Annotated in this window: 15 protein-coding genes and 4 pseudogenes; 16 read left to right on the top strand and 3 right to left on the bottom strand. The window is 70.4% G+C overall.

The annotated features are described in order from the left end of the window. Nucleotides 1-254: SPFH domain-containing protein (locus ACZ48Z_RS16975; protein ID WP_468736621.1), on the bottom strand; the 254-nt coding region annotated here is incomplete at its 3' end. A gap of 448 nt (nucleotides 255-702) precedes the next feature. On the opposite strand from ACZ48Z_RS16975, the gene ACZ48Z_RS16970 reads away from it, so the two are divergent. Both ACZ48Z_RS16970 and ACZ48Z_RS16965 read left to right on the top strand, forming a co-directional pair. Continuing rightward, complete coding sequence (locus ACZ48Z_RS16970; protein WP_468736620.1) at nucleotides 703-1161, top strand: universal stress protein; 459 nt, start codon at nucleotides 703-705, stop codon at nucleotides 1159-1161. A gap of 129 nt (nucleotides 1162-1290) precedes the next feature. Then, a pseudogene (locus ACZ48Z_RS16965) lies at nucleotides 1291-1815 on the top strand (cation-transporting P-type ATPase); the annotation flags it as partial. Between the two features lie 24 nt (nucleotides 1816-1839). On the opposite strand, the pseudogene ACZ48Z_RS16960 reads toward ACZ48Z_RS16965, so the two are convergent. Both ACZ48Z_RS16960 and ACZ48Z_RS16955 read right to left on the bottom strand, forming a co-directional pair. Then, nucleotides 1840-2382, bottom strand: a pseudogene (locus ACZ48Z_RS16960) (CBS domain-containing protein); the annotation flags it as partial. Between the two features lie 41 nt (nucleotides 2383-2423). Beyond that, nucleotides 2424-2888, bottom strand: coding sequence for a Crp/Fnr family transcriptional regulator (locus tag ACZ48Z_RS16955; protein WP_468736619.1), 465 nt, complete (start codon nucleotides 2886-2888; stop codon nucleotides 2424-2426). A 447-nt stretch (nucleotides 2889-3335) separates the two neighbouring features. Between ACZ48Z_RS16955 and ACZ48Z_RS16950 the strand changes: the two genes are divergently transcribed. The 14 genes and pseudogenes from ACZ48Z_RS16950 (at nucleotide 3336) to ACZ48Z_RS16885 (ending at nucleotide 20675) form a co-directional block, all read left to right on the top strand. Next, entirely contained in the window at nucleotides 3336-4259 is a 924-nt protein-coding gene (locus ACZ48Z_RS16950) for a carbamate kinase (RefSeq protein WP_468736618.1), read from the top strand. A gap of 150 nt (nucleotides 4260-4409) precedes the next feature. After that, nucleotides 4410-6668 carry a formate C-acetyltransferase gene (gene pflB / locus ACZ48Z_RS16945; RefSeq protein ID WP_468736617.1) on the top strand — a complete coding sequence of 753 codons (2259 nt, stop codon included), beginning with the start codon at nucleotides 4410-4412 and terminating at the stop codon, nucleotides 6666-6668. Beyond that, a complete protein-coding gene (gene pflA, locus ACZ48Z_RS16940) occupies nucleotides 6665-7411 on the top strand; it encodes a pyruvate formate-lyase-activating protein (protein ID WP_468736616.1) in 747 nt (248 codons plus the stop codon). The genes pflB and pflA overlap by 4 nt, the downstream gene beginning before the upstream one ends. 51 nt (nucleotides 7412-7462) lie before the next feature. Next, a pseudogene (locus ACZ48Z_RS16935) lies at nucleotides 7463-7913 on the top strand (hypothetical protein); the annotation flags it as partial. Nucleotides 7914-8066: 153 nt separating this feature from the next. Next, nucleotides 8067-8972: a universal stress protein gene (locus ACZ48Z_RS16930; protein ID WP_468736615.1), complete on the top strand. Its 906-nt coding sequence runs from the start codon at nucleotides 8067-8069 to the stop codon at nucleotides 8970-8972. Nucleotides 8973-8994: 22 nt separating this feature from the next. After that, the gene (locus ACZ48Z_RS16925; protein WP_468736614.1) at nucleotides 8995-10017 is read left to right on the top strand and encodes a zinc-dependent alcohol dehydrogenase; all 1023 of its coding nucleotides are present in this window, start codon (nucleotides 8995-8997) and stop codon (nucleotides 10015-10017) included. Between the two features lie 5 nt (nucleotides 10018-10022). Beyond that, nucleotides 10023-10895 (top strand): universal stress protein, encoded by an 873-nt coding sequence (locus ACZ48Z_RS16920; protein ID WP_468736613.1) that lies wholly within the window; start codon nucleotides 10023-10025, stop codon nucleotides 10893-10895. Nucleotides 10896-11074: 179 nt separating this feature from the next. Further along, entirely contained in the window at nucleotides 11075-12088 is a 1014-nt protein-coding gene (gap, locus tag ACZ48Z_RS16915) for a type I glyceraldehyde-3-phosphate dehydrogenase (RefSeq protein WP_468736612.1), read from the top strand. Between the two features lie 175 nt (nucleotides 12089-12263). Then, nucleotides 12264-14957 (top strand): bifunctional acetate--CoA ligase family protein/GNAT family N-acetyltransferase, encoded by a 2694-nt coding sequence (locus tag ACZ48Z_RS16910; RefSeq protein ID WP_468736611.1) that lies wholly within the window; start codon nucleotides 12264-12266, stop codon nucleotides 14955-14957. A 12-nt stretch (nucleotides 14958-14969) separates the two neighbouring features. Continuing rightward, a pseudogene (locus ACZ48Z_RS16905) lies at nucleotides 14970-15694 on the top strand (CBS domain-containing protein). 308 nt (nucleotides 15695-16002) lie between these two features. Continuing rightward, entirely contained in the window at nucleotides 16003-16683 is a 681-nt protein-coding gene (locus ACZ48Z_RS16900; RefSeq protein ID WP_468736610.1) for a helix-turn-helix domain-containing protein, read from the top strand. Nucleotides 16684-16961: 278 nt separating this feature from the next. After that, on the top strand, nucleotides 16962-17732 hold the full coding sequence (locus tag ACZ48Z_RS16895; RefSeq protein ID WP_468736609.1) for a universal stress protein: 771 nt from the start codon (nucleotides 16962-16964) through the stop codon (nucleotides 17730-17732). 508 nt (nucleotides 17733-18240) lie between these two features. Further along, nucleotides 18241-19059 (top strand): universal stress protein, encoded by an 819-nt coding sequence (locus tag ACZ48Z_RS16890; RefSeq protein WP_468736608.1) that lies wholly within the window; start codon nucleotides 18241-18243, stop codon nucleotides 19057-19059. A gap of 773 nt (nucleotides 19060-19832) precedes the next feature. Next, nucleotides 19833-20675, top strand: coding sequence for an oxygenase MpaB family protein (locus ACZ48Z_RS16885; protein ID WP_468736607.1), 843 nt, complete (start codon nucleotides 19833-19835; stop codon nucleotides 20673-20675). Nucleotides 20676-20723 lie beyond the last annotated feature (48 nt).

The raw sequence follows: 20723 nt of genomic DNA, 5'->3' as shown, positions 1-20723 counted from the left end.
ACGTCGACGCTGACGTTGTCGCGCGTGATGATCCCCTGCGACTGAATGGGCATCGTGACGATCCGCAGCGAGACCCGGTGCAGCACGTCGACGAATGGAACGATGAACCGCAGACCGGGAGAGCGAGGCCCGACCAGTCGGCCGAACCGGAACAGCACCCCCTTCTCGAACTGCTTGACGACCTTGATGGCCATGGCGATCACCACGACGACCAGCACGGCCACCACGATGATCAGGAAAATGAGTAGTTCCATGGTGCTGCTCCTCAGCTGGGGCACGAGACCTCTGGCTTCTTCGTGCTCCAGCCGGAGCCTGAAGGAAGACCAGAAGCTGGACCGGGCTCATGCGCCAGGAAGGGGAAAACCCCTTGGTGGCGGGCCAGGCCGGGTTCCGCAGTTCGTGCCGTGTTCCGAGCATGGCTCGCTGCCTGCGGCATCGGCAGGGGCCAACCGGTCCGCAATCGCGTTCCTCTCGGCCCGGATACAGGTGGGCTCTACAGAGAGGGCCATGCGGCCCTGGAGGTAGGGCCGGTTGGCCCGCCATGCGTTCGGCGGGGGTGCGTAGCGTGAAGCCGTCTGTCCGGTCTCCCAGTGACGGCCGGCACATCTGTCCAGGCGCCTCCACCGAAGTCCCGGCGGCGCGAGCCTGCGCTGCCGGCCGCGCAAGCCGGCTCTGTACGCAACCGACCGGCAGGAGAACGACATGACCCAGCACACCGACGAGAAGCCCTGGCCCGTCGTCGTGGGTGTAGACGGCTCGCCCTGCTCACAGGCGGCACTGCGGTGGGGCCTGGCGCAGGCCGAGTTGACCGGCAGCACCATCGAAGCGGTCGCCGCGTGGCAGTACCCCGAGGTGTACGGGTACAGCTATGGCTGGGTCCCGTCGATGCCCGAAGGAGGCGACTTCGCCAAGATCGCCGAACAAGCCCTGCAGGAAACCGTGGCCACGGTGCTCGCCCAACTGGACCATCCGGCCGAGGTGACGATGCGCGTGGCCGAGGGCCATCCCGTGCGGATACTGATGGACGCGGGCCGCAACGCCCAGCTTCTGGTCTTGGGCAGCCGGGGCCACGGCACCTTCACCGGCATCCTGCTCGGCTCGGTCAGCCAGCACTGCGTGCAGCACGCGCCCTGCCCCGTCGTCGTCATCCCCGAGCCGTGACCCGCACGACACAAAGCCGGCCAGCCAAGGTCAACGACCGCCCGCACGAGGTGCGTTGGCACTGACAGGCGACGGCCACGCGACGCGTCCGCACCATCTCAGGCACGTTCCTTCCCGGGAGAGCCCCTCATGACCCGGTCATCACATACCGCCGAGCGAGAAGCCCAACCGGCCGATGACCCCGACAACGCCGAGCAGACCGACGAACGGCGGCAACCGGCGGAACTCTTCCGCGACCTGCGCACCTCCCCCTCGGGCCTCACCAGCCGGGAGGCGGCCCGCAGACAACTGGTCTACGGCCCGAACGTGCTGACCCGGTCCGGCGGCAGGCGCTGGCCGGGCGAGCTGCTCTCCCAGTTCACCCAACCCCTGGCGATCCTGCTGGCCCTCGCGGCCGTTCTGGCCTGGGCCGGAGGAACACCCGCACTCTCCATCGCCGTTGTGGCCGTGATCCTCCTCAACGCCGGATTCGCCTTCGTCCAGGAGATGCAGGCCGAGCGAGCCGTGGAGGCACTGGCCGCGTTCCTGCCGCCCACCGCCCGGGTCGTACGCGACAAGGTGCGGTGCGAGATCGCGGCCAAGGACCTCGTGCCCGGCGACATCCTCGTCGTCTCCGAGGGCGACCGGGTCTGCGCCGACGCGCGGATCATCGAGGGCACCCTCACACTCGACCTGTCCTCACTGACCGGCGAATCCCTTCCGGTGACCCGCTCGCCCGAACCGTCCGAGCTCGAAGTCCACGTCCACCACGCCCTCGACAGCACGCACCAGCCGGGCGGTCACGGGGATCAAGAACGTTTCCCGGACGTGGCCGGCGAGCTTCACCCTCCGTCGTGCACATCGACGCAGATCGCTGAGCCCGGTGTCGGGAAGGGGTGGACGACCACCTCGCGACGGACCTCCTCCGCGATTTCCTCGTCTCCGTGCACGAACACCTTGGGCAGATCGGCCCTGCTGACGATGCCCCCCAGCATGCCCAGCTCGTCGATCAGTGGGAGGCGCTCGACCTTACGGTGCGCCACGGTCCGGGCAGCCTGGGCGAGCGTGGTGTTGGCGTGGATGGTGAGGACCAGCGCGGTCATCAGTTCTTCTGCGGTGGTCGCGTCAGCCTTCGCCAGGTCGGACAGGCGCCGCAATTGCGCGTACCGGTCGGGGTCCCTGTCGCGGAACTCCTCCTCGGGCAGCGGATCGGCCTCCGGCACAAACGCCGACGACGCGACCGCACCTCCTGTTGGCGCTTCGGCTCGCGCGGCGGGGCGCGCTCAGCCCCGGCTGCCGGCGCCGTACGGGGCGTACAGGTCCAGCAGCCGGGTCCGGGCGGAGCGGAGGCGGTGGGCGAGCACGCCGCCGACCCATTGGGCGATGGTGCTGCCGATGGCCGGGTCCTCCCGGCACATCAGGCGGACGGCCGTGGCGTCGAACTCGTACGCCCGCACCGGGGTCGTCGCCTCGGCGCCCAGGTGCCAGGAGTGCGGGGTGAACAGCCAGGACCAGCCGACGAGTTCGTTGTGCCGCAGGGTCTCGATGACGGCCGCGCGGCGACCCGGCACATGCATGTCGAGCTGGACCGCTCCCGAGCGGATGATCCAGAACCGGTCGGCCCGGCTCCCTTCCTCGAACAGGCGCGCCCCTTGCGGGAAGGAGACCTCGTGGGCGAAGCCCATGAGCCGCTGCTGGTGCTCGACCGGCAGCGCGCGCGGCATGCTGGTCGTGGGGGTGGTGATCATGGCGTGCCTCCCGACGAGACGGGGAACTGTCATGTCCAGCGTGTGCCCGAGGCCCGGCGGTCGACCATGGGCCACCCGGTCCACCGGCCGGGCCACTCGGCTCTGAGCAGGGGACTTCCGGCATGCTGTGGCGCCACCGCCTGGGTTGTTCCATGAGTACGTGAGACGACCCGCTGGGTGGAGGGGCGAGCTGGGGTACCTCATTCCCTCCAGGCCTCTGAAGGGTGGCGGCGGATCGGGCTGTTCGTCTTGTACCGGGTCGGTGAGGAGATGCCGGCCGCTACCGGAAACTCCGACGTCGAGTTCATTGCAATGTCTGTCGGCCCTGCCCGAACCGGAAGTCGTCGACGGCGTGTTCTCCTCACCCGCACCAATCGTCTCGCTCAGTCGGAGAACCGCCTGCACGCCATCGAAGCCGTACGCGTCGCCCCTCTGGAGGACTGAGCCATGCGCATCGTCATCGCCCTCGGCGGCAACGCCCTGCTGCGCCGCGGTGATCGCCCCGACGCGGTCGTTGAGGAGGCGAACATCGACCGGGTGACCACCGCGATCGCCGCCCTCGCCCACGATCACGAGATCGTCATCACCCACGGCAACGGCCCCCAGATCGACGTGCTCGCCGCGGAGAGCGCGGCCGACCCCGCCCTGAGCGCCCCCTACCCGCTGGACCTGCTCGGCGCGCAGACCCAGGGCATGATCGGCTCCCTGCTGGCCCGCACCCTGTACGACGCCCTGCCCGGACGCCGGATCGCCGCGCTGGTCACCCACACCCTTGTCCGGGCCGACGACCCGGCCTTCGAGCACCCCGCGAAGTTCGTCGGCCAGGTGTACCCCCACGGCATCGCGTCCGCGCTCGCCCGTGAACGCGGCTGGCACATCGCCGCCGACACCACCGGCCGGCGCCGGGTCGTCCCCTCCCCGGCACCCGTACGCGTCCTGGAGACCGACACCATCCATGACCTGCTGGGCAGCGGCACGCTCGTCATCTGCGCGGGCGGCGGAGGCGTCCCCGTCACCGCCGACCCCGACACCGGCGCGCTCACCGGGGCGGAGGCCGTCCTCGACAAGGACCTCACGGCGGCGCTGCTCGCCGAGCACCTGAAGGCCGACTTCCTGCTCATCCTCACCGACGTGCCCTGTGTCTACTCCGGCTACGGAACCCCCGACCAGCAGCCTGTCCTCGGCGCCACTCCCGCCGATCTGCGCCGAGGAGGCTTCCCCGAGGATTCGATGGGACCGAAGACCGAGGCCGCCGCCCGGTTCGTCGAACGCACCGGGGGACTGGCCGCGATAGGGGCCCTGGACGCGGCGTACGAGATCGTCCACGGCAGGTCCGGCACGCTTGTGCGCCCGGACCTGCCCGCCGGGTGACGGTCGCCGACCGGAGGGCCGTCCGGCCCTGGCAGGAGGGGGCCGGACGGCCGAGTCCACGCCCCTGTCCGGCCCTCCTGACCGCCAGCACGTCACACGAGCATGGAGTCAGGGAGACATCCCCGTGCGAAGCAAGGGAGAGAACCGGCGATGACAGCGACAGTGACAGCGGGAACGTGCGCAACCGAGGCATGGCACGGTTTCGTCGGCACTCCGTGGCGCGAGCGCGTCGACGTGCGCGACTTCATCCAGGCCAACTACACGCCGTACGGAGGCGACGCCACCTTCCTGACCGGTCCCACCGACCGCACGCGCGCCGTCTGGGAGAAGGTCAGTTCCCTGTTCCCGGAGGAGCGCCGCAAGGGCGTCCTCGACATCGACACGGCGACCCCGTCGACGATCACCTCGCACGCGCCCGGATACATCGACCGGGAACGGGAGTTGATCGTCGGCCTGCAGACCGACGCCCCGCTGAAGCGCGCGATCATGCCCAACGGCGGCCTGCGCATGGTCGAGAACAGCCTCAGGGCCTACGGCTATGAGGCCGATCCGTTCGTCACGCGCGTTTTCGGCACCTACCGCAAGACCCACAACGACGGTGTCTTCGACGCGTACACCCCCGAAATGCGCGCCGCCCGCAAGGCCGGCATCATCACCGGACTGCCCGACGCCTACGGCCGCGGCCGGATCATCGGCGACTACCGGCGCGTGGCGCTCTACGGCACGGACCGGCTGATCGAGGCCAAGAAGGCCGAGCGGGCCCTGCTGGACGCCTGCGCGTCCAGTGCCGAGGTCATCCGCGACCGGGAGGAACTCGCCGAGCAGACACGGGCGTTGGGCGAACTGGCGCGGATGGCGGCCACATACGGCTGTGACGTCTCGCGCCCCGCCGCGACCGCCCACGAGGCTGTGCAGTGGGTATACCTCGCCTACCTGGCCGCCGTGAAGGAGCAGAACGGCGCCGCGATGTCACTCGGCCGCACCTCCACCTTTCTCGACGTCTACCTCCAACGCGACCTGAACGAAGGCGTGTTGGACGAGTCCCGCGCCCAGGAACTGATCGACGACTTCGTGATCAAGCTGCGGATCGTACGGTTCCTGCGCACCCCCGAGTACGACGCCCTGTTCTCCGGCGACCCGACCTGGGTGACGGAGTCCATCGGCGGCATGGGCGAGGACGGCCGTACCCTCGTCACCCGCACCTCCTACCGCTTCCTCCAGACCCTCTACAACCTCGGCCCCGCCCCCGAACCCAACCTGACGGTCCTGTGGTCGCCCCAACTGCCCTGTGCCTTCAAGGAGTTCTGCGCCCAGGTCTCGATCGACACCAGCGCCGTCCAGTACGAGTCCGACGAGCTGCTGCGCCCGTGCACCGGCGACGACACCGCGATCGCCTGCTGTGTGTCGGCGATGCAGGTCGGCAGGCAGATGCAGTTCTTCGGCGCCCGGGTCAACCTCGCGAAGGCGCTGCTGTACGCGGTCAACGGCGGCCGGGACGAGATGACCGGCGAACAGGTGGCGTCGCCGACGCCCCCGCTGACCGGCGAGTACCTGGACTACGAGGAACTGTCCAAGGCCTACGACCACGTCCTGGACTGGCTTGCGCGGACGTACGTCAACGCGCTGAACGTCATCCACTACATGCACGACAAGTACGCCTACGAGCGCATCGAGATGGCGCTGCACGACTACCCGGTGCACCGTTTCATGGCCTGCGGCATCGCAGGTCTGTCGGTCGCCGCCGACAGCCTGTCCGCCGTCAAGTACGCCCGGGTGAAGGTGTTCCGGGACGCCACCGGCCTCGCCGTCGACTTCCGTACCGAGGGCGACTTTCCCGCGTACGGCAACAATGACGACCGCGCCGACAGCATCGCCGTAGGACTCGTCGAGTCCTTCATGGAGAAGGTGCGCCGGTACCCCACCTACCGGGGCGCCGAGCACACCCAGTCGGTGCTGACGATCACCTCGAACGTCGTCTACGGCAAGCACACCGGCAACACCCCCGACGGCCGGCTCGCCGGAGCGCCCTTCGCCCCCGGCGCCAACCCGATGAACGGCCGCGACCGGCACGGGGTCGCCGCCTCGATGCTCTCGGTGGCAAAGCTGCCGTACGAACAGGCCCGTGACGGCATCTCGCTGACGACGAACATCACCCCGGAGGGACTCGGTCACCGCCCCGAGGAACGTGCCGGGCACCTGGTCGGCATCCTCGACGCCCATATGGCGGCGGGCGGCTTCCACATGAACGTGAACGTACTTGACCGCTCCACGCTGCAAGACGCCATGGAACACCCGGACAAGTACCCGGACTTGACCATTCGCGTCTCCGGTTACGCCGTCAACTTCGTTCGGCTGACCCGCGAGCAGCAGCTCGACGTGATCAGCCGTACCTTCCACGGATCGCTGTGAGCGCCGTCCGGGCCGTGACGACCGGCCGGATCCACTCCTGGGACCTGTCCACCGGCGTGGACGGCCCCGGGACCCGGTTCGTGCTCTTCGTCTCCGGCTGTCCGCTGCGGTGCCTGTACTGCGCCAACCCCGATACCTGGCACATGCGTGACGGGCAGGAGGCGACGGTCGACGAGGTGATGGCGGAGATCGAGAAGTACCACGCCTTCATCACCATCGCCGGCGGCGGTGTGACCCTCACAGGCGGCGAGCCGCTGCTGCAGACCGCCTTCACCGGCGAGATCCTGCGCCGCTGCAAGGAGGCCGGACTGCACACCGCCCTCGACGCCTCCGGGTTCCTCGGCGCCCGCGCTTCGGACGAACTCCTCGCCGACACCGACCTGGTGCTCCTGGACATCAAGTCCTTCGACCTCACGGCCTACCGCCACCTGACGGGTGGGGAACTCGCCCCCACCCTGAACTTCGCCACCCGCCTCGACCGACTCGGCATCCCGATGTGGATCAGGTACGTCCTGGTCCCCGGCTGGACGGACGACGCGGAATCCGTGGACGGCCTTGCCGCCTTCGTCGCGGGACTGGGCACGGTCGACCGCGTGGACATCCTGTCGTTCCACAAACTGGGCGCCGCGAAGTACGAGGCCCTCGACGTTCCGTTCCCGCTGCGCGACAGTCCCGTCCCCACTCCCGAACTGGTCGAACGTGTCCGTCAACAGTTCCGGGCGCACGGTCTGTCGGCCTACTGATCGCGGCACCCCAACGGCCCCTGGAGACAGGGCCGTTCATCCCCGCGGCCACGGACCTTCGGCCTCGGCTACGCCACCCCCTCCGGCAAGGGCTGGATCGATGGCGGCTCGCCGACCAAGGGCTTCCTGAGCTCCGTAGCCGGCGGTCCGATGGAGTCCACGTTCCACTCCTGGGCCGGGGCAGCCTCGGTCAACTGGCTGTTCATGCTCGGCCTGTTCGGCCTGTTCGGCATCGGGGTCGCGCTCATCGCCGGCGTCGCACTGCGCTTCGCGGCCGTTGCGGGCACCTTGATGATGGCGTTCATGGCTGGCCGAGTGGCCGCCCGCCCAGCACCTCTCCGACGGCTCGCCGAGCATGTCGTCGAACCCGTTCGTGGACTACCACCTCATCCCCGCCGTCGTCCTGATCGCCCTGGCCGCCGTCTCCGCCGGCGGCACCCTCGGCCTCGGCAGGCTCTGGGTGAAGCTCCCGCTGGTCCGCCGTAGCCACTGGCTGCGGTGATCGCGGGAGGGGCAGCGGGCTCGTCGGTGGGCCCGCCGCGCCGAACACCGGCCAGGGCCGTTCGGTCCCTTGCAGGGACCTGCGGCCCCTGCCGGGCGCCTCATCCGAGGACCAGGCTCGAATCAGGACCCCCCGATCCAGAAGGTGGACATCATGACCCGCACCGTCACCGTCGGCCTCGACGGCTCCGCCGAGAGCCGGGCGGCGGCCGAGTGGGCCGCCCGAGAGGCACGGCTGCTCGGCCTGCCGCTGAAGCTGGTCCAGGTCTGGGAGCCCGTACCGGCGCCCATGGCGCAGGGACCGCTGCTCGGAGCCGAGACGCAGCAATACTGGACCGAGAGGATTCCCCGCGAGACGGGCGAGGGCGTTCGGCTGCGCCACCCCGGCCTCGACGTGACCACTGAACAGGTGTCCGGCCCGCCCGCTGACGTACTGGCGAGCGCCGCGAAGGACGCGGAGCTGCTCGTTCTCGGCTCCCGTGGGCTGAGCGGGATCGGCGGGTTCATGGTCGGCTCGGTCGGGCTGTCCGTCGTGGCACATGCAGACCGGCCGGTCGTGTTCGTCCGGGCTGGCGAGCAGGCTGCCGACGAGCACGTGATGGACCCGGTCGGCATCCCGTCCGCAACCACTCCCTTCCGGCCCGTCGTCCTCGGCCTCGACATCGAGAGCCCCGACGACGGACTGATCGGGTTCGCGTTCGCCGCGGCCGCCCGCCGTGGCGCCTCCCTGCGGGTCGTTCACGGCTGGAACCCGCCCGCCTACTACGCCTACGGCCTGCCCGTGGACCTCGAAGTGCAGGATTCCCTGGTACTGCGCGAATCCACCGCCCTCACCGAGGTCCTGCGCCCGTGGACCGAGAAGTTCCCGGAGGCCGAGGTCACCGAGGAGTGCCGCTACGGCAGCCCCGGCATCCACCTCGTCGATGCCTCCCGTGAGGCATCTCTGGTCGTCGTCGGCCGCCGTATCCGCCGCGGCCCGCTCGGAGCCCACATCGGCTCCGTCGCCCACGCCGTCCTGCACCACTCCACCGCCCCCGTCGCCGTCGTCCCGCACGACTGACCCACACCGAGGAGCAGCGATCATGAAGGCAGCGGTCGTACGAGCCTTCGGCGAACCCCTCGTCATCGAGGACCGCCCCGACCCCGAGCCCGGCCCCGGCCAGGTCCGCGTGCGCGTCGAGGCGTCCGGGTTGTGCCACACCGACATCCACGCCGCCCACGGCGACTGGCCGGTCAAGCCGAACCCGCCCTTCGTGCCCGGCCATGAGGGCGTCGGCCTCGTCGAGAAGCTCGGCGACGGCGTCACCCATCTGTCCGTCGAGCAGCGGGTGGCCGTGCCGTGGCTTGGCTGGGCCTGCGGGCGGTGCGAGCCTTGCCTGTCCGGTTGGGAGACGCTGTGCGAGCAGCAGATCAACACCGGGTACGGCTGCGACGGCGGGTACGCCGAGAAGATGGCGGCCTGGGCCGACTTCGCCCAGCCGGTGCCCGACGGCGTGAGTGCCGTGGACGCCGCCCCGCTGAGCTGCGCCGGCGTCACCACGTACAAGGCCGTCAAGGTCGCCGGCGCGCGGTCCGCGCAACTCGTCGCGATCTCCGGTGTCGGCGGGCTCGGGCACCTGGCGGTGCAGTACGCGAAGATCGCCGGGGCCACCGTCGCGGCGATCGACGTCACCGACGAGAAGCTCGAACTCGCCACCGCGCTCGGCGCCGACCTCGTCATCGACGCCCGCAAGGAGAACGTCGGAGAGGTCCTCAAGCGGCACGGCGGCGCGCACGCGGCGATCGCCCTCGCCGTGAACGAGTCCGCGTTCGCCGCAGTCAACTCCGGTCTGCGGCGCGGCGGGAAGCTCGTCATGGTCGCCGTGCCCGCGCACGGCAGCATCCAGGTCCCGATCTTCGACACCGTGCTGAACGGCACCTCGGTCATCGGCTCGATCGTCGGCACCCGGCAGGACCTCACCGAGGTCTTCCAGCTGCACGCGGCCGGCCGGACCAGGGTGATCAGCGAGACGCGCCTGCTGGACTCCGTCAACGAGTCCATCGACGACGTGCTGCGCGGCGACGTCAAAGCCCGGATCGTCTTCGACCTCGGTACGGGACGGTGAGGACGATGCACCTCCCGATCATCGTCGGCGTCGACGGCTCCGAGCCCGGCCTGCGCGCCGTCGACTGGGCCGCCGACGAGGCCGTACTGCGCGGGGCACCGCTACGGCTGGTGTACGCGTCGCTGTGGGAACGATACGAGGGCACCTCGCTCGCCACGGACCTGAACAAACCGTCTGAGCAGGTACGAGCCGAGGACATCGTCGATACGGCCGCCCGGCGCGCTGGTCACCGACAGCCCGATGTGAAGGTCTCCACCGACGTACTGCCCGAGGAACCCGAGTACGCGCTGGTGCGGGAGAGCCGGACCGCCTCGCTCCTGGTGACGGGCACGCGTGGCCGCAGCGGGCTCGCCGAGACACTGCTGGGCTCGGTGAGCCTGATCGTGGCCGGGCACGCGCAGTGCCCGATGGTCGTCGTGCGCGGCAACCACGATGACCAGGCCCCGACCGGCACGCACGGCCGTGTCGTCGTGGGTGTCGGAGAGAAGCCGACGGGCTCGGCGGCGGTGCGCTTCGCCTACGAGGAGGCGCGGCGACGCGGGGTGCCGGTGGACGCCGTACGCGCCTGGCGGTGGCCCGCGCGCGAGAGCACCGATTTTCCACTGCTCGTCGGAGAACTCACCCGACTGCACGAGCAGCAGGCGGTGGAAGCCCTGGAAGCGGCGCTCCAGGACGCTCCCGCCGATGTCGCGTCACACCGCCGTGTCGTCGAGGGCCGCACCCGGACCGTGCTCGTGGACGCCTCGCGGGACGCGGACCTTCTGGTCATCGGAGCCAAGCGCCGCCCTGGGCACTACGGGATCCAACTGGGCCGGGTGGCCCACGGGGTGCTGCACCACTCCGCCTGCCCTGTCGTGATCGTGCCCGAACGGGTGTGACCGCCGGAGGTCCAGGCACGGCGGCTTCTCGCACCCGGACGCCGGCTCCGTCGACCAGGTTCCTGGACCAGCGCCCTGAGGCCGTACGCACTGCCTGGCCTCACTGCGTCGATCTGCGCGAGGTCGTGGACCAGCCCTGGAACGCCTCAACCGACCACTCACCAAAGGAGTTCACCGTCATGACCGTACGCGTCGGCATCAACGGCTTCGGCCGCATAGGCCGCACCTATCTGCGCGCGGCACTCGACCGCGCCGAGGCGGGCACCCAGGACGTCGAGGTGGTCGCGATCAACGACATCACCTCGCCCGCCACCCTGGCCCACCTGCTGGAGTACGACTCGACGTTCGGCCGTATCGGCCGCGACGTCCAGCACGACGACAGCTCGATCACGGTCGACGGGCGACGCATCGCCGTCAGCGCCGAACGTGACCCGGCCGCCCTGCATTGGTCCGACTACGGCGCCGGCGTTGTCGTCGAGTGCACGGGCCGCTTCCGCGACCGTGACTCCGCGGCCCTGCACCTTAAGAGCGGCGCCCACACCGTGCTGCTGTCGGCGCCGGGCAAGGACGTGGACGCCACCATCGTCCTGGGCGTCAACCACGACACGTACGACCGCCATCGCGACCGGATCGTCTCCGCCGCCTCCTGCACCACCAACTGCGTCGCACCGATGATGAAGGTGCTCCACGACGCCTTCGGTGTCGAGCGCGGCATGATGACCACCATTCACGCCTACACCAACGACCAGTCCCTGCTCGACGGCCCGCACAAGGACCTGCGCCGGGCCCGCTCGGCCGCGCTGAACATCATCCCGACCAGCACCGGAGCCGCCCGCGCGGTCGGCCTCGTCATACCGGAGACGGCAGGGGCGTTGGACGGCATCGCCGTCCGAGTCCCCGTCGAGGACGGCTCGCTCACCGACCTCGCCGTGGTCCTGAACCGCGAGGCGACCGCGGACGAGGTCAACGAGGCGTTCACCGTGGCCGCCGACGGACCGCTCAACGGCATCCTCCGGGTGTCGAAGGCGCCCATCGTGTCCCGTGACGTCATCGGCGACCCCGCCTCGTGCATCTTCGACCCGGCCCTCACCCAGGCCAACGGCACGCTCGTCAAGGTCTTCGGCTGGTACGACAACGAGTGGGGCTACACCAACCGGCTCCTCGACCTCACGGCCCTCGTCGCCGACGACTGACATGTCCCGGAGGGGACCGGCGCCGTGGGACGCCGGTCCCCTCCGCATGTCACGGACGACCGGCGGAGAAGGTTGGCCCGACCGGCCCCCGGTACACCCCGGACAGCCCATGGGCCCCCTCGCCGATCCGCTCGATGCTCGAAGTGCCGAGACAAAGCCCTGGAGGAGATCCCTGATGACGGACGACGTGCTCAACCGATCCCCGGTCCACGCGCTGCTCGCGGACGGCACCACTGTGTGCGTCCGCCCCGTGGCGCCAGGAGACCACGGTCAACTGGAACGGTTCTACAAGGAGTTGTCCCCGGAGAACCTGCGGCTCAGGTTCTTCGCGGCGAGCCGGCGGTCGGGAGCCCTGGCCGCCGACCGGGCCAGCGCCCAGCCTCACCCGGGCTATCGCGCCCTGCTGGCTGAGACTCATGGCCGCGTCATCGGCCTCGCCGAGTACGACACGGGGGCCGACGACAAGGACTCCGCGGAGATCTCCGTCGCCGTCGCCGACGGCCTGCACCACCGTGGTGTCGGCACCCTGCTCGTCGAGCACCTTGTCTCCGCGGCCCGCGCCGAGGGCATCGTCACCTTCACCGTCGACGCGCTCAGCGAGAACCACGAGGTGCTCCGCCTCTTCGCCGACTTGGGGCTGCGCACGGAGCGCCGCTTCGACGGCCCGGAGATGCGCTGCACCATCCGGCTCACCGAGGACGACACCTACCTCTCCGCCGTGGAGACCCGAGGCCGGGCAGCCGACGTGGCCAGCCTTACGCCCCTGTTCCGGCCGGGCGTCGTCGCGGTCGTCGGTGCCGGACGCCGGCCTGGCTCGATCGGCCGCGCGATCCTCCACCACCTGCGCTCCGGCGGCTTCACCGGGCGCCTCTTCGCGGTGAACCCGAGTGCCACCTCCATCCTGGGCATCTCGTCCCACTCTTCCGTCAGCGCCCTGCCCATGACGCCGGACCTGGTGGTCGTCGCCGTACCCGCCGCCGCGGTCCCGGCCACCGCCGTGGAGTGCGGCAAGGCCGGTGTGCGGGCACTGCTCGTGGTGACCGCCGGTCTCGACGGCCACCAGTCGCAGGCGCTGCTGACCGCCTGCCGCACCTACGGCATGCGCCTGGTGGGCCCCAACTGCCTGGGTATCTCCAACACCGATCCGGAACTGCGGCTCGACGCCACGTTCGCCGCCAACCACCCGAGCCCCGGCACGGCGGGCGTCGCCGTGCAGTCCGGGGGCGTCGGGATCGCCCTGCTCGAAGGCCTGTCCCGACTGGGCATCGGCGTCTCGACCTTCGCCTCCCTCGGCGACAAGTACGACGTCAGCGGCAACGACATACTCCAGTGGTGGGAGAGCGACGGCACCACCGACCTCGCCCTGCTGCACCTGGAGTCCTTCGGGAACCCGCAGGCCTTCTCCCGGACCGCCCGCCGGGTGACCCGCCGCATGCCGGTGCTCACCGTCGATGCGGGCCGCACCGACGCCGGCCGCCGAGTCGCCGCCTCGCACACCGCGGCCGCCGCCACTCGCACCATGACCCGCCAGGCCCTGTTCACCCAGGCCGGTATCACCGCGACCCGCTCGATCGGTGAACTTCTGGAAACCGCGGCCCTGTTGCACTCCCAGCCGTTGCCCGAGGGTTCCCGGGTCGCGATCGTCACCAACGCGGGCGCCGTGGGCGTCCTGGCAGCGGACGCCTGCGCCGAGGCAGGGCTCACCCTGCCGCCGCTCAGCCCCGAGACGGTCGCCGACCTGGTCGCCGTACTGCCCGAGGGGGCCGTGGTCGGAAACCCGGTCGACGCCACCGCCGCGGTGAGCGAGGAACAACTCGGCGCGTGCCTGGACCGGCTCGTGAAGTGTCCGGGCATCGACTCGGTGCTGGTGGCCCTCGTCCCCACCGCGGCCGCCGAGGCGACCGGCGACGACCTGGTCCGGGCGCTCACCCGGGCATCCGCACGCCGGGCCCGACCGGTCGCCGTCGTACGCCTGGAACAAGCCCTGCAGGTCGAGCTGTTGCCCGCCGACGGCGGCACGATCCCCTCCTACGCCGAACCGCACACGGCGGCCCGCGCACTCGCCCACGCGGCCCACCGCGCGGCCTGGCTCGCCCGTGTCGCAGGCACCGTCCTGGAACTCCCGGACGTCGACACCCAACGCGCCCACACGATCGTCGAGGACCATCTGCGGGCGCATCCCGACGGCGGCCTGCTCGACCCGCGCACCTGCGCCGACCTGCTGGCCTGCTACGGCATCCCGCAGATCCCGTGGGCCTGGGCCGAGACCGAGGACGACGCCGTCCTGGCCGCGGACCGGCTGCGCGGCTTCGACGGACGAGTGGTCATGAAGGCGCACTGGCCCGGCCTTGTACACAAGACGCAGCAGCACGCGGTCCACCTCGACCTGCAGGGCGACTCCCAAGTCCGGTCCGCGTTCCGGGACCTGGAGACACGGTTCGCGGGCCTGATGACCGGAGTGGTCGTACAGCCGCTCGCCGCCCGCGGCACCGAACTGTTCGCCGGCGTCGTCCAGGACGAGGTCTTCGGGCCGCTCGTCCTGTTCGGACTCGGCGGTACGGCCACCGAGGTACTCGCCGACCACGCGGCCCGGCTCGCCCCGCTCACCGACCACGACGTGCACGACCTGATCACGTCCCCGCGCTGCGCCCCACTGCTGTTCGGCGCGGACGGCAGCGGCCCCGTGGACCTACAAGCCCTGGAACAACTGCTGCTGCGCCTGTCCCGGATGGCGAGCGACCTGCCGCAGCTCGCCGAGGCCGACTTCAACCCGGTCCTCGCGGCACCGGACCAGGTCACCGTGCTCGACGCACACCTCCGCCTGCTGCCGCGCCAGCCCCACGACCCCTACCTGCGTCGACTCCGCTGAGGAGGATCAGCCATGAAGCACAACAAGGTCGGCTCCGTGATGACCAGTGACGTCGTCCGAGCCGAATACGGTACGCCGTCCAAGGAGGTGGCGCGACTGCTCGTCGCCCACCGGATCAGCGGACTGCCCGTCGTCGACGAGGACGACAAGGTGATCGGCGTCATCTCCGAGACGGACCTCGTGGTCCGCCAGGCGACGACCCCCGACCCCTACGAACCCCCGCGCCGTCGGCGGTTCGCCGCGTTCACACGCGGCGGCCGGCAGCAGACCGCGAAGACCGAGGCCCGTACAGCCGGTCAACTGATGACCGGGCCGCCGGTCACCGTGCACGCCGACGACACCATCGTCGAGGCCGCCCGGACCATGGCCCAGCATCGCGTCGAGCGCCTGCCGATTCTCGACGAGGCGGACCGGCTCGTCGGCATCGTCACCCGCCGCGACCTGCTCCAGGTTTTCCTGCGGCCAGACACGGAGATCCATGAAGAGGTCGTCCAGGACGTGCTCGGGCGCACCCTGTGGGCGCCGCCCCACGGCATCGACGTCTCCGTGGAGTCGTCACCCTCACCGGCCGGCTGGAGCGCAGGAGCGAGACGGATATCGCCGTCTCGATGACCCGCCAGATCGACGGCGTGGTCGGCGTGGTCGACAAACTCACCCACCGGCTGGACGACGCACGGGTGCGGGCCGACGAGCACGCTCTGCACGGCGTGAGCGACGACTGGCTGCGCGGGCTGTGAGACGAGGCGGACCATCTTGACCGGCAGGGCGCTGGTGGCAGACGGAACGACGAACGGATCGAGCGCGTGGATGGCCTGGACGAATCTGCGCTCAGGGAAGGGCGGGGAGTTCCGAGGGCAGACCCCGGTACGTGCCGCACCCAGCAGGGCCCGTCCGGTCGGGACGATGGCCCGACCGGCCCAAGCGGTCCGCTCGTGCACAGGTCACGCTGGATGTGCGGGGCGAACCGGCGCGATGGGACGCCGGACTCGTATTGGCAGCCGAGATCCCGCCCCTGACCATCAGCAAGCCGAGAGACGTGACGACCATGCCCGAACAGACACGGACCAACACCGATACGCCGGCGGAACGACCTCTGGGTGACCTGGGCCGCCGCCTCGCCACCCGCCGCGTGCAACTGGGCCTGCCCCTCCCGGAGGCGGCCACCCGGGCGGACATGGCGCCCAGCTACCTGAAGTACTTGGAGGAGCATCCTGGTGCCGCGCCGAGCAGGGGCGCCCTCCTCTGCCTGGCCGACGTCTTGGAGACCACGGTGTCGGAACTCGCCGGCGGAGCCGTCGATCTGCCGCCCGGGCTTGAACAGGCCGCTGGCAGACCCGAGTTCACGGAGCTGAGCACGGGCGAGTGCACGGCCCTGCTCGGCACGCACGGCGTTGGGAGAATCGCGGTGGCAACCGATTCGGGACCTGTCGTCGTGCCGGTCAACTACAGCTTCATCGAAGGCGCGATCGTGTTCCGGACAGCCCCCGGTGCGACGCCTTCGCTGGCCGTCGACCATCGGGTGGCCTTCGAGGTCGACCGCATCGACGACGCGTTCAGCCGGGGTTGGAGTGTGCTCGTGCGCGGGCGTGGCCGAGCGGTGACGGACCCCGACGAGGTACGTCGGCTCGCGGACGTTGCCCACAGCAGGCCGTGGTCGGGAGGCGAGCGCGAACTGTGGGTGCGGGTTGACATGCAGGCGGTCACGGGACGGCGGATCACCGTGTGACGCAGACATCGCCGTCCGGCATGGTCCGGGTGGGCGCCCCTTTCCCCTCCCTGCGTCGCAAGCCGAACGGCCCTGTTCCAGGGGCCGTTCGGCGTTCTGACGGGTACTCATGGCTCCTGCCCCGCGGGCCGGCGGACGACGAGCATCGTCGGTGGAGGCACTCCGGCCCGGGTCGTCGGGGCGGCGCCCCTGGCCCGCCGCGAACCCGCCTTCGGCGCCTCCCGTGCCCAGGAACACGTCCCGGGCACACCCTGAGCACGCAGAAGGGAAGCAGGTCCATGACTCTCCCACACGTGGTCGTCGGAGTGGACGGCTCACTGGTCTCCGTACGGGCGTTGGACCAGGCCGCGGAAGAAGCGGCACGGCGCGGCATCGCGCTGCGCGTGGTGTATGCCGTGCTCGACCGCGACGAAGCCGGCCCGGTTCTCGCGTCCGCCGCCTCGCGCGTGCGGGAACGGCACCCCGACCTGCCCGTGGACACCAGGGCCGTAGCGGACGGCGTCGTGCGAACGCTGGCCCGGGAGAGCGCGGACGCGGTGCTCACAGTCGTCGGCCCTCGGGGACTCGGCGGACTGGCCGGTCTCGTGTGCGGTGCGGTGAGTTCACGGCTGGCCGCGCAGGCGCACGGTCCACTGCTGGTCGTACGCGGGGAATGCCCGCACGACGACCGCCGCGATGTACTGCTCGGTCTGGAGACCGACACGGACACGGAGGCAGCCCTCTACGCCCTTGAGGAGGCGGAGTCGCGCGGCGTGCAACTGCGCGTCCTGCACTCCTGGACGCACCGGCACACGAATCCCGAACTGCCCTCGCTGATACCGGCGACGAGTCCGGGACAGCAGAGCCGCCCGAGGGTGGCGGTGGAGAGCCGGACGGTTCACACCGCCCCGGCGAAGGCCATGGTGGAGGCCACCCGGGACGCCGTCGTCGTGGTCATCGGATCGCACCGGCCGGGCAGCCGGCACGGCGGCCACCTGGGGCCGGCCGCGCGCACCCTCCTGCATCACTCGCACTGCCCCGTGGTCGTCGTCCCCAGCGGATGCCGGTGACCACGTCAGGGCGGATACGGATCGTCTGTTCGTTCCACGGCCGTTGCCACCCAGGCCGCAACATCGCCCGGCAGCACGCCAGTTCTCCGGGATCAGTCACGAGCTGGACGGACCCCTCGTGGATACGGATGACGATGTCCCGTAGTACACAACACGGTTGACCAGGCGCACGGTCGGCACCGCGTGCCGGGTGAGGACGCTGGTCCTCGCCGACACGCTGCCCAACTGCCGCAGCGCCTCGGCGATTTCGCGCTCTACACGGCGGCCAGGGCCTGCGGTGACCGGACGGAACGGGGTGAGGGGGCCGTACGGCGTGCTTGAGGGGCCCATCCGGCCCCTGTCGGGGGTGCGGCGCAGAGGGCGAGGCTCGAGGCCTGGGAAGCAGGACCGAGGCCGCCGAGCCCGACGCCGCAAGGTTGCGGATCCGGCAGCACGCGGTCGCCCGTCGGTGAACCGCTGAGCGAGGCCCCCAGGTTCTGAGACTGCGCAAGGGAAAGGGAGAACCGACATGAGCGGCCCGGTCGTAGTAGGAGTCGATGGCTCGCAGTCGGGCATGGCCGCGGTGGAGGCCGCGGCGCACGAGGCTGACCGAATCGGGGTGGAACTCCGGTTGGCGCACGCCATTGAGTGGTCGTCGGCCCATGTGCCGTCCGGTGTTCCACCCTGGGACCAGGGTGGGGCCGGGGCGTGCCGTGTGGTGAGGGGCGCGTTGACCGAGGCCGGGGGATGGGCCCTTCGCGCCGCGCCCCATGTCCGTGTGACGCACGAAGTCCTCATGGGTTCCCCCGTGGCGGTGCTGGAGTCCGGATCCCGTGAGGCGTCTCTAGTGGTGGTGGGCAGCCGTCCGCCGGGCAGGTCCGGCTCACTGCGAGGTGGCTCGGTGGCCGGGCAGTTGGCAGCCCATGGACGTTCTCCGGTGCTGGTGGTGCGAGGCAGGCCCGACCCGACCGGCCCCGTCGTTTTGGTCGGCGGCCACACACAGGAGGCACTGACAGCGGCGGAGTTCGCCTACGCCGAGGCGTCGTCCCGTGGCGCGAACCTGGTCGTGCTGGACAGGACGGCCACGTGGAACAGCCGGTCGCACAACGGCTTCGCCGACGCTCTGTCCGTGCTGGGCGAGAAGTACCCGGACGTCACCGTGCACCGTGCCCGCGTCCGAGGCGGGCTCTGCCGGGCGCTCGTGGAGGCGAGCTCCCGAGCACAGCTCGTCGTGGTCGGCTCGCGAAACCGGGACCGCCTCGCGGGCGCACTGCTGGGCCCGGTCAGCCGGGCGGCACTGCACCACGCGGACTGCCCCGTTGCCGTGATCCGTCCGGGCAAAGGGTGATCAGGCGGCGATGTTGCTCGTGGCGTCTCTCAGCCTGTTTGCTCGCTGACGGAGCTGAGCTTTCTCCCGACGTAGGCGGGGGAGAGGAAGTGGGCTCCCGACCTTCCGCACAGTCCGCCGGGGCTCCCGCAATCGGCAGTGCCGACAGCAGGGAGGGACAGCGCCCGTACCGTCGGCATCCATATGTCGACCGACCACATCTTCGGACGGACGAATCGCGCAAGCAGCGTCGCGTGTCCGGAAATGGACCGGCCTCTCAACTACACCGGTCCCCTTCAATGCGCGTCTGGGTGAGGCAATCGGCGTATTCGCTGATGCATTGAAGGAAGCGGAGTCCGGCTCCTCTGCGGTTGCAGGGGGTCTGCAACCGCCCGATGGCGGATACCAAGAGCTTGGTACTTTGCTGCGCATCGCGGAGCGCTTGCACCGATGGGCTGTGCAGGTGGTCGCCCTGCGTCACGCGAGCCCACACGAGTGCGGTCACCGCAGCCCGCGTCGAAGAAGACTCCACGTCGGTACGGCGGACCAGGCCTACCGTGAGTGCAGCAAGGTCCTACCTCGCCGGCATCTTCATCTGGTCAGCACGATGATCCAAATGAAACGCCCGAGTTGGATTGGATGCCCAAGTGCGGCGGCACCCCTTGTGACCTGCGCTGTACCAAAGTGCCAACCATCTCCCTGATCCGTGCCTCCAGCCGTTGAAGCCACTTGGCATCAGTGCAGGTCACGAAGGTTGCCTTGTGCCAACTACCGATCCTGGTCACACTGCGGGCATGGGTGATCCCGGACTGTTCACACCACAGTCGGTGACCTGGCAGCTGCACGGCGACCCGATGATGTGGGTCGCCGGTATCCGCGCGCTCTACCTCCAGGCACTGCACCCGCGCGCCGTACGCGGGGTCACGCAGAACTCCGGCTTCCGGCGCGACGCCTGGGGCCGGCTCATGGGCATCGCGAACTTCGTCGCCACCACGACCTACGGCACCGCCGAGGCCGCCGAGCAGGCCGGCGCCCAGGTCCGCAGGATCCACAAAGCGCTCGGTGCGACCGACCCCGACACCGGTGAGCGCTACGGCGTCGACGAACCGGAACTCCTGCTGTGGGTGCACTGCGCCGAGATCGACTCCTACCTCCAGGTCGCCCGCCGCTCCGGCTTCCGCCTCACGGAGGAGCAGGCGGACCGATACGTGTCCGAACACCGGGTCAGTGCCCGCCTGGTCGGCCTCGACCCCGAGGCCGTACCGGTGAAGCAGGACGAGATGGCCGCCTACTTCGAGAAGGTGCGCCCCGAGCTCGCCGCTACGCCCGAGGCCCGCGAAGTGGACGACTTCCTCCTCCGCCCCCCGACGCACCCCCTCCTCGTCCCGGCGCGCGAGGTGCTGTGGCGGCGCGTGGCGCAGCTGGCGTACGCCGCCCTGCCGCCGTACGCCCATGAGCTGTACGGCAGGAAAGCCCCCGAACCCACCACCGTCACCCGCCAGTTGCGCGCCACCGGAACCCTGCTGCGCTGCGTTCCCGCCCGGCTGCGCTGGCAGCTCCCGCCCAAGCACATCCTGCGGGCCATGGACCGGCTCGGCCCGGGCTCCCGACCCTCCCCGTACAAACTCGGACGATAGGTCGCCATACTGGTACGGGCCAGGGGAGGGCGGGGCGGACATGACGGG

The organism is Streptomyces sp. NPDC031225, from assembly GCF_055570355.1.
This window is presented reverse-complemented; position numbering and strand designations above follow the sequence as displayed.

What these genes read in the sequence shown, in the direction of transcription:
- ACZ48Z_RS16925 (WP_468736614.1), top strand. Translation starts at nt 8,995, where the DNA reads ATGAAGGCAGCGGTCGTACGAGCCTTCGGCGAACCCCTCGTCATCGAG.
- ACZ48Z_RS16890 (WP_468736608.1), top strand. Translation starts at nt 18,241, where the DNA reads ATGAGCGGCCCGGTCGTAGTAGGAGTCGATGGCTCGCAGTCGGGCATG.
- ACZ48Z_RS16955 (WP_468736619.1), bottom strand. Translation starts at nt 2,888, where the DNA reads ATGATCACCACCCCCACGACCAGCATGCCGCGCGCGCTGCCGGTCGAG.
- ACZ48Z_RS16970 (WP_468736620.1), top strand. Translation starts at nt 703, where the DNA reads ATGACCCAGCACACCGACGAGAAGCCCTGGCCCGTCGTCGTGGGTGTA.
- pflB (WP_468736617.1), top strand. Translation starts at nt 4,410, where the DNA reads ATGACAGCGACAGTGACAGCGGGAACGTGCGCAACCGAGGCATGGCAC.
- ACZ48Z_RS16895 (WP_468736609.1), top strand. Translation starts at nt 16,962, where the DNA reads ATGACTCTCCCACACGTGGTCGTCGGAGTGGACGGCTCACTGGTCTCC.
- ACZ48Z_RS16930 (WP_468736615.1), top strand. Translation starts at nt 8,067, where the DNA reads ATGACCCGCACCGTCACCGTCGGCCTCGACGGCTCCGCCGAGAGCCGG.
- ACZ48Z_RS16900 (WP_468736610.1), top strand. Translation starts at nt 16,003, where the DNA reads ATGCCCGAACAGACACGGACCAACACCGATACGCCGGCGGAACGACCT.
- ACZ48Z_RS16920 (WP_468736613.1), top strand. Translation starts at nt 10,023, where the DNA reads ATGCACCTCCCGATCATCGTCGGCGTCGACGGCTCCGAGCCCGGCCTG.
- gap (WP_468736612.1), top strand. Translation starts at nt 11,075, where the DNA reads ATGACCGTACGCGTCGGCATCAACGGCTTCGGCCGCATAGGCCGCACC.
- ACZ48Z_RS16885 (WP_468736607.1), top strand. Translation starts at nt 19,833, where the DNA reads ATGGGTGATCCCGGACTGTTCACACCACAGTCGGTGACCTGGCAGCTG.
- ACZ48Z_RS16910 (WP_468736611.1), top strand. Translation starts at nt 12,264, where the DNA reads ATGACGGACGACGTGCTCAACCGATCCCCGGTCCACGCGCTGCTCGCG.
- ACZ48Z_RS16950 (WP_468736618.1), top strand. Translation starts at nt 3,336, where the DNA reads ATGCGCATCGTCATCGCCCTCGGCGGCAACGCCCTGCTGCGCCGCGGT.